The organism is Prevotella veroralis DSM 19559 = JCM 6290 (genome assembly GCF_000377625.1).
Lineage (GTDB): Bacteria > Bacteroidota > Bacteroidia > Bacteroidales > Bacteroidaceae > Prevotella > Prevotella veroralis.
On sequence record NZ_KB898339.1, the window covers coordinates 41,611 to 50,800 of the forward strand.

Annotated in this window: 10 protein-coding genes; 5 read left to right on the top strand and 5 right to left on the bottom strand. The window is 36.1% G+C overall.

The genetic code is table 11. The features are described 5' to 3' along the window. Position 1: 1 nt before the first annotated feature. From D464_RS0111325 to D464_RS0111345, 5 genes are all read right to left on the bottom strand, one after another. Positions 2-499: a hypothetical protein gene (locus D464_RS0111325; RefSeq protein WP_018911474.1), complete on the bottom strand. Its 498-nt coding sequence runs from the start codon at positions 497-499 to the stop codon at positions 2-4. 10 nt (positions 500-509) lie between these two features. Next, the gene (locus tag D464_RS0111330) at positions 510-821 is read right to left on the bottom strand and encodes a helix-turn-helix domain-containing protein (RefSeq protein WP_232527427.1); all 312 of its coding nucleotides are present in this window, start codon (positions 819-821) and stop codon (positions 510-512) included. A gap of 215 nt (positions 822-1,036) precedes the next feature. Then, a complete protein-coding gene (locus D464_RS0111335) occupies positions 1,037-2,002 on the bottom strand; it encodes a hypothetical protein (protein WP_154649607.1) in 966 nt (321 codons plus the stop codon). A 70-nt stretch (positions 2,003-2,072) separates the two neighbouring features. Beyond that, a complete protein-coding gene (locus tag D464_RS0111340; protein WP_018911477.1) occupies positions 2,073-3,467 on the bottom strand; it encodes a site-specific integrase in 1,395 nt (464 codons plus the stop codon). A gap of 387 nt (positions 3,468-3,854) precedes the next feature. Beyond that, on the bottom strand, positions 3,855-4,883 hold the full coding sequence (locus D464_RS0111345) for a hypothetical protein (protein WP_018911478.1): 1,029 nt from the start codon (positions 4,881-4,883) through the stop codon (positions 3,855-3,857). 278 nt (positions 4,884-5,161) lie between these two features. On the opposite strand from D464_RS0111345, the gene D464_RS0111350 reads away from it, so the two are divergent. The 5 genes from D464_RS0111350 to D464_RS0111370 form a co-directional block, all read left to right on the top strand. Beyond that, the gene (locus D464_RS0111350; RefSeq protein ID WP_018911479.1) at positions 5,162-6,082 is read left to right on the top strand and encodes a hypothetical protein; all 921 of its coding nucleotides are present in this window, start codon (positions 5,162-5,164) and stop codon (positions 6,080-6,082) included. Positions 6,083-6,206: 124 nt separating this feature from the next. Next, positions 6,207-6,500, top strand: coding sequence for a helix-turn-helix domain-containing protein (locus D464_RS0111355; RefSeq protein WP_018911480.1), 294 nt, complete (start codon positions 6,207-6,209; stop codon positions 6,498-6,500). Between the two features lie 3 nt (positions 6,501-6,503). After that, complete coding sequence (locus D464_RS0111360) at positions 6,504-7,694, top strand: primase-helicase family protein (protein ID WP_018911481.1); 1,191 nt, start codon at positions 6,504-6,506, stop codon at positions 7,692-7,694. 265 nt (positions 7,695-7,959) lie between these two features. Then, on the top strand, positions 7,960-8,871 hold the full coding sequence (locus D464_RS0111365; RefSeq protein ID WP_018911482.1) for a toprim domain-containing protein: 912 nt from the start codon (positions 7,960-7,962) through the stop codon (positions 8,869-8,871). Between the two features lie 142 nt (positions 8,872-9,013). Beyond that, a partial coding sequence (locus D464_RS0111370; RefSeq protein WP_026284696.1) for a plasmid mobilization protein occupies positions 9,014-9,190 on the top strand: 177 nt, incomplete at its 3' end.

Sequence of the window (9,190 nt, forward strand, 5' to 3'; positions counted from 1 at the left end):
TTCATTCAACATTATAGATTAACTTACTTGCATATCTCATAGCTGCATCTCTTGCATCAGGGGTTCTTCCCATACCAGCAAAGAAAAATATCCTGATGTTTTCCCAGTCCGTATCATCTGAATAGAACACTAACAAATCACCAGTATCACTTTTATCCGTAATTCGTCCAGTTGCATCACTTATTCCAGCTGTTCCGTATCCGATAAATTGTGGGTAGTCTTCATCCAGCCATATTTGAGTGCGTACTTGGAAGGGTTTATTTAATTTTAATGGGGATTCTTCTTTTCGGGTAAATTGAGAAAGGTACTGCCCGATTACTGGGTGTAGTAAATTCCTGCCCTTCTTTGCTACCTTTGCAACTTCTTTCTCTTTTGTGATAGAAGCCCGATTAGGAAGGATTCTGCTGCCAGTCTGCCAGTAATAACTTGATGATGTGCCTGCTTTCCTTTGATAGGTTGCTTCCTGATATGAAGCCTTTATCATTTCATTACTAATCATATCCACCTCCTTACTTTTCTGTTGAAATGTAGTGTTCCCGCATAAAAGCATCTAAATCAGCTTTTTTTACCAGTATTTTTCGCCCTATTTGTGCAAACGGAATGACTCTTCTATCTCTGTAGGTTTGCCAAGTCTTTGGGGATACTCCCAGCATTTTACGAGCCTCAACTGATTCTATCCATTCACTGCCAGCTTCTTCCTTGTTTCTTTTAATCAGTAATTCCTTCATATCTTGGATGTCTGACTTCATACCTTCCCACACTGATTGAGGAAGTACTACCATTGCCATTGTTGAGGCTGCTTGTTGTGTTGATACATTCATTTGCATTATTTTATTTAGACTTCCCGAATAGAAACATATCTATCTTTGGTCTATTTTTCTGATGCAAAGGTATTGGAAAGTAATAAGGATTCTTCCTTTTTTTTTGGAACTCAATAGGTGAAAAAATAAGCATATTCATTTCTAAATTTTGAAATAAATATGCTTGATAGTGTGGGTGTCTATACTCTAAAATAGAAAGAGGGTAATATTGTAGATTATAATGCTTTTGCTCTTACTTTTAGATACATCTGTTTAACGTAGGATACCAAAGGGTAGAAATATTGCCCTGCTTCCTTTTTGTTTACTTTATCTTCCCAGCCCTTTATGACATCTTCATCTATAAATTTCATTACACACAAACATTCACCGATGATGCGGTACATATTGTTGTTAGGTTTGTATTTGTGATGTTGCATAAATGCTTTGATGGCATGTAATAGCTGTGTGTTTTTTTTTGGTCTTCCTTTGCGAGTTCCTTCTTTTATTTGTTCTTCTAAATTTGATATAACCGATAATATCTGTTGTTTGGTAATCTCTCTTTCTACACATAGGTCTTCAATGAAGCAATAAATCATATCACAATCGGTATAGCTTGCATCCCATCTACCAGCCTTTTCTTCGGGTGATAAATCTTCGAATTCAAGTGCTTCCCAATAATCATTTTTGAAGTTTTCTACAAATTTAGAATGTTCATTTTCCAGTATATCTTTCCCTTCTTCATAGGTTAGTTCTGTACAGTCTAAATCAAGTTCCTTATATATTTTTAATGTGGCTTCTTTCAGTATATCTTGTAATTCGGAATTCAACTCTTTCTCGTAGTTCTGTCCTTTTAACGAAACCTTGTCATTTGTGAAAAATATCAATAGTGCATTTGCAACTCCTAATTCTTTCTTTCTTTCTTCCAACCAGCTTTTATTCAATTCTGCAGAAGTTGATACTTTATTAGTTTTAATCCAACACAAATATTCATAGATGTCTTTTGCGTTTTCTTCAAATGGTGTTTTCGTTAGTATACGATAAATTTTATCTTTTTCGGATTCCTCGACTATTGTCTTTTTTTCATTATAGTAATTTTCTTTCCATACACGATAGTCAAAATTGAACTTTTCTTCTATTACTTTTATATCATCACCGAATAATTTTACATCCTCACCGAATAGTTTAAGCTTCTTCTCTTCCATATTATTTTTTATTTTAGGTTCTATCGGCATAAGTATTCTTATGCTTTTTAACTACAATAAAAGGGGTAGGCTATTTTGTCAGCCTCTCCAGTACAGCTTTTAATACTTCAGGGTTTACTCCTTGTAACTGCTGCAATAGCTTGTCAGCCTCATCTTCTTTGACAAAAACCTTATTAAGTGCAGCATCATCCCTTTGCGTATCGAATTCACCCATATATTTTTGAGTAGTTGATATATTAGTATGTGCCAGTAGTGCCTTTACCTCCAAATTATCCAGTCCCTTCTCCTTTGCCATCTTTGCAAATGAATGTCGGCTGATATGGAATGAAACCTTCTTTTCAATGTTAGCCATCTTTCCGATTTTAGCAAGTTCTTTATTTATTAAGGCTGTTTTTGCACTAATAGTGTTGAACATATCCATTTTCATATCTGATGGCATTGTGTCTTTTTCCTCTTGGCTTATATATTTTGCCCATATTGGCTTCATATCAAGTAATGGGAATATGTATTCATTTGGTTTTGCATCTTCTTTGTAGTAGTGTTTTAATATTTCCAGTGCTTCAGGGACTAATTTCAAGTTTCTATCCTTGTGATTCTTACCCATTTGATATTGTAGCCTGCCTTCTGATGTAATATTGCACCATCGAAGTTGTATAAAGTCACCTACCCTTATACCTGCACAATAGAATGAAAAAAAGAAGTAGTTACGACAATTCCAAATCAAGCTACCTTTTTCTAAATCAAGTGCCATTATTGCATCCAGTTCTGATGCATCCAGTTTATCCTTGATAGTCTTTACTCCCTTATACTTGAATTTTAGGAAGGGATTATCTTCAGGCTTCATCTTGCTATCTATCTCTATTGCCCGATTGACAATGGTCTTAAAAATATTCAGTACAACTTGGATAGTATTAGGATGCAATAGCTTTTCAGGCTCTCTTTCGTTGTGTAGTTTGTGAAGGAAGTTGTCAAACTTGGAAAGGAAAGCTGGGGTAACTTCTGAAAACAGCAAGTCTTTTTTCTTTTGCCTTGTCAGGAATGTTTCTAACTTGTTACAGAAACCAGTATATTTTTTCCAGTTCCTTACACCTCCAGCATCATAAATTTCTTGTGTGCGGTCTTTAGCATATTGCAGGAATGATTCACTTACTTCACCAGTTTTCACCTTCTCTATGATGTTTTCTGATGATGCTACACCTTCCTTTCTTAACTCCTTGTATGTTCCATCATATTTTGCAAGTATGTCCTTCAGTATATCATTACTTGCTTCAGCATTATGATGGCTACTTCTGAAGTGCTTGTAGTTTTTTGCTTTCTGATTCCAGTCTGCTTTTTTCACTTCCAAGCCAGTATTCACTCTTTTCTTCTTCCTATCCCTTGTTATTCTTAACACAATAGGATAGAAACCAAATCTATTTGGTCGGGGTGCAAGTTCAAAACCAAATGTAGTATTACCTTTTGACATATCACTAAAAAATTATATCCACTACAAAGATAGTTATTTTATTATTTGCAGGAACATTTTGCAGGAACATTGCAGGAACATTTTGGATATTTTAATACTCTCTATTACATTTGTGTGTGTTTTGAAAACTTGTAAAGTGTTGATTTTTAGTGAAGTTGAAAAGTAAATGTAAATATTTGTTTATAATAAATATAGTTCGGGTCTGGGTACTACAAATCCCTTGTAAATCACTGATTTACAAGGGATTTTACTTTTTCAATATGTACTAAAAGTGTACTATATAGCAATATAATGAGAAAGGTGTACTTTTAGAGTATATCTCAACTTTGTTTTATGTCTAATTAACAATAATTTTCTGTCAGAATACTATTCTCTTTCTAATCTATATTATTTAGTGTTATTATAACTATCTACGATTTCTATAATATTATTGGGTAAGTTCTTACTCCAATCAATTAAGTTTTTCTTTTTATCAGTAGCAAAAATTTCATCCATTTTATTATTAAGAGTGTATATACGTTCGTATTCCTCTTTAGATCTTGTAATTTCATCCATTATTAAGAATGCAAGATGGTTATACTTAGTATAGTTTCTCTTTGCTGCTTTTTGTGCAGTTAAAGTTTCTTCTTTTAAATAATATTCACCAGAATTATCTTCGTCACAGCTGCTGCACCAATTATTATCATATGAAATTAATTCATCTATAGAAGGCAATAAATAATTCAAATAGGGATCATCTGTTTTTAAATTAGAAATTTTATGAATAAAATAATGATCATCACGTCCTGGGCGTCTTTGTAATCTTTCAACCCGATAGACTGTATAGTCTGATATAATGTTATCAATATTAAGGCTTTCTATATATTCTACTGATTTTTGAATAAATAAAGCTACATCCGTGTAATCTTTCCACCTATTATCTGTTTTATAACGTAGTTCGTGAAATATTTCATAAGCTAAATGCTCGTTTCCACTCAGAACGCCCTCATAAATATATACAATGTCATTTTGTATTATTGGCAATATAATGACACAAAGTCTTCCTTCCTCAAAATCAGCATAGGGTATTCCATTTACAATATGATTCCAAGCATTGTCATCATGGTAGGTTTGGTTTTCTCGGTATACCCCTCTATGATCTTTAAAACTATCCAATGCCGTCAACGCAATCACATTAGTTACAGTATTTATTCTTTTATGTTCGTAAGATAAAAATGTAACCATTGTTCCTTTGTCAAGGACAAATTGGTCATTTTTCTCAAAGACAAAAATTTTATCCCTAAAAGTAGCATGACCATTGACAACGTTAATTTGTGATAAACCAAATATTAGTCCTATCTTTTCTCCAACCTTGCAAGAAGCGATTTGTCCTATATGCATTTTTTTAAAGCATGTATCAACTTTTACAAATCTCATAAACTTTTATGAAAAAACACTAATAAGCTATATTGTTAATAATAATCAATGCAAATTTAATAAATATACTTTAATATACCTCATTAAGTATTGAAAATCTCATTTCTTAAAATTTTCCACTACATTATGTATTTAACAGTTTTGTAGCATATAATCAATCTGTTTTATATTTAATAACGACAACTCTTCCCTTTTATTCTGTTTGTTCCCTTTTCTTGGGTTTTTCTCCAATGAATGCCCTATCTTTGTAAATAGTACCCACCATAGAAAATTGCAAAATGGAAAATGACAATCTAAAGATACAGCTTGACAGTATTCAACGAATATTAAGCTATTGCATTACTCAGACCTACAATGTGCTCATTGGAAATATTCTGAGGAAGAAGAGTTGTATTAGCAATGTAGAACTTAAAGAGATATTGCAAAAAGAATATATCCGAATAACCGACAAACTTTCTTCTATTTATCTGAATTATCCTGCCCTTGCATGTGTCGAGGAGTATTACAACGATGATGACTTTTTGTGGGAAAGCACTTTCTTTGAATCACTGACCAAAGAACAAAAACAGAAATATACCTCCTTCTCCATTTCTTCATTTGAATATGCCAAGTACATTGAGGAACACACCGTATATAATGATGTTCTACCGATGTTCTCGTACCTTGTTGATGCAATCCTGTATGAACGGTATGCAAAATATCTCATGGCAGAAATAGAACGAATTGAATTGACAGAGGTACAAACCGATCGGTCTCGCTCTTCAGTCTTGATAAACGATGAACCATGTGAGCAGAAAAGGAAACCTGTCATCGTTGGTAAAGGAACAAATCCATTTCAATCTGATTTTACAGATGAGCAAATTGAGATTCTTACCGCTTGCATCAACGAAATTCAATTATTTACAACTTGCATATCTCCTAAGATATTCAAAGACTTCTTTGCTTGTAAGCTAAAAGGTGTTCTAAAATCAAATAACAACCGCCAGCTGGCATATCTCATGCAAAGTCTTAATCTTCGAGGGTTCATTACTGATGAATGGCAATCTGCGATTGCTCGTAATGAACTTGTCTTGGGGAAAACAAAAGATACGCCACTGACACGCACCGACCTTTCCACCGCAACAGACCAAATCAATATGAAGCAACCGAAAGGATGGGAAACCATTGATAACTACATCAAACAACTGAAAAAAGGTTGAGCATAGGTTGATACCTCAAACATTGCTCAACGTCATTTACTTTTATCGTTTCTAATTTTGCCCTCGTTAACAAATAATTAACGAAGGTGCACCTTCATATTGTTTAATTCAAAATGTTTTCAATATGAACAAGACATTAGAAACTCGAGTTGAAGAACTCGAACAAATGGTATTCATGAATAAGAACGTGCTGAGTTTTGAAGAAGCCAGCAGGTTCTTAAACCTCTCAAAGAGTTATCTCTACAAACTCACATCGGGAAATCTGATACCTCATTACAAGCCACAAGGTAAAATGCTTTATTTTGAGAAGGCAGAACTTGAAGCGTGGCTACGGCAGAATCCTATTAAGACCACTGCACAGATAAATCAAGAGGTTCAAAGGTATATCATGGGTAACAAACCCTTAATGCAGAAATAGCTCATGGCACAGGAAGAATTTATCCGTGTTGGCACGACCTTATACAAGATCGTGAATCAGCCACGCATCAATGGCGGTTTCGTCAAGAAGCGTATCGTATGGAACAACGAAACGCTACGGCAGGACTATGGCAAGGACTTTATTGCCACTGTCCCGAAGTACGATGGTTTCTGCACTGTCCCTAACCATGTGAACTATCAACCTGTGGTTGACAAGTTCCTAAATCTCTACGAACCGATAGGACACCAGCCAAAGAAAGGAGAGTTCCCGTACGTTGATTCCCTGATAAGGCACATCTTCGGGGAACAATACGAGCTGGGGATGGACTACTTGCAGTTGCTCTATCTCCAACCCGTGCAGAAACTCCCCATCCTCCTGATGGTGTCAGAAGAACGCAATACAGGCAAGAGTACGTTCCTAAACTTTCTCAAAGCCGTTTTCCAGAACAACGTAACCTTCAACACCAACGAGGATTTTCGTAGTCAGTTCAATGCGGATTGGGCAGGGAAACTGCTTATTGTGGTGGACGAGGTATTGCTCAATCGCAGGGAAGACAGTGAACGACTGAAAAATCTCAGCACAACACTTTCCTACAAGGTGGAAGCAAAAGGCAAAGACAGAGACGAAATCTCCTTCTTTGCCAAGTTCGTGCTGTGTTCCAATAACGAGTTACTCCCAGTCATCATAGACGTGGGAGAAACCCGATATTGGGTAAGGAAGATAGAGCGTCTCAAAAGCGATGATACCGACTTTCTGCAAAAGCTGAAAGCCGAGATTCCCGCCTTTCTCTATTTCCTGCAGCAACGAACACTGTCCACCCACAAGGAAAGTCGTATGTGGTTTGCGCCCAAGCTGACCTTTACGCCAGCATTGCAGCGCATTATCCGCAGTAATAGAAACAAGTTGGAACTTGAAATGTCAGAGCTGTGTCTTGACATCATGGAAATGAATAATGTCGAAGAGGTATCTTTCTGCATCAATGATATGATGCCACTTTTGAGTAATACGCAATGCAAGTACGACAAAGGGCAGATAAGGAGGATTGTGCAGGACATCTGGAAGCTCACACCTGTATCCAATACGCTGACTTATACAACGTATCAGTTAAGCTACAATGCCCCCTTGTATTACTCGCCCATCCGAAGAACGGGCAGGTTTTATACGATAACCAAAGAACAATTATTAAATTTCTAAACGAGTTTATATCTCTTATTCTGATGAAATGATGAATAATCAATATAAAACACTTATTACAAGCTGTTTATATTCTCATCATTTGCTCATCATGGATATTTTGCTGATGAAAAAAGAAAAGGATATTTTTTCTTTTCGCCAACATTATCTATTTGACGAGTAATTTGATGAAAACATGATGAGAGGTTAACTGTCTGATAAACATACAGATAAACCCTCATTCATCAATTCATTAAAATTATCAACCCTTCAAAACCGTACAATTATGAATATCAACGATATCAAGCAAATCAAGTTGCATGACTTTCTTGCTGCAATAGGCTGTAAGCCTGTAAAACAATATGGTGTTAACCTGATGTACCTTTCTCCACTAAGAGCAGAGAAGCACGCATCATTCAAGGTAAATACAGAAATCAATCAATGGTATGACTTCTGTATTGGCAAAGGTGGAAACATCATAGACTTGGCGGAACTGCTCTACAAATCCTCTGATGTATCATATCTCATCCATCAGATAGAGCGTAACGCACCAAGCAACGTGCCAGCCAGTCTGCCCACAGCCCAATCTACTCTACAGAAGAACTCTTTTGAGCAACTTCAAGTGCAACCTCTCATTCATCCAGCCCTTATCAAATATCTTGAAGAAAGGTGTATTGATATTGAAACGGCAAGAACCGTGTGTAAGGAACTACACTTTGATACAAGGGGCAAGCATTACTTTGGTATTGGCTTTCCCAATATCGCAGGTGGCTACGAAATACGCAATCCGTTCTTCAAAGGCTGCATTGCACCAAAAGACATCAGCCACTTCTACGCAGAAGAGCCGAAGAATGTATGTTTTGTTTTCGAGGGCTTCATGGACTTTCTTTCATTTATGACGCTCCGAAGAAAGGAGAATGACGGACTAAGACGGCAAGATTATTTGGTACTCAACTCTGTGTCAAATATCCAAAAGGCATTAGAACGCTTGTCGCAATATGACAGTATCCTATGTTTTTTGGACAATGACGAAGCTGGAAGAAATGCCTATCAGCAATTATCAAATGAATTGGGAAAATCTGTTACGGATGCATCAACTTTATACAATGGCTACAAGGACTTAAATGAGTATCTGTGTGCCGAAACCAAGCATTCAGAGAAAGCAGAAGTCAAGAAAGCCAAAGGGATTAAGCTATGATTACAGGAATAGTTTGGCATAATCTGTTTTTCGGGGAGCAAGTTTATGTTTTGGGTATACCAAAACCACTTGCTCCACCTCCTGACACTCGGTGCAGAGGATTATCCCGCCGGTCTCCATCAAATCAATAAACGAAACAAGTATGATAAAAACAGAATATAAAAAAGGTGGTCGCCCAACCAAGGGCGTAGCCGAAAAGAAGAAATACCGTATCACGGTGAAACTGAATACGCAGGATTACTATACGCTCAAAGGCAAAGCCAAAAGCGCAGGAGTAACCATGAGTGAGTTTGTAAGAAAAGTTCTTGATAAAGGAAAT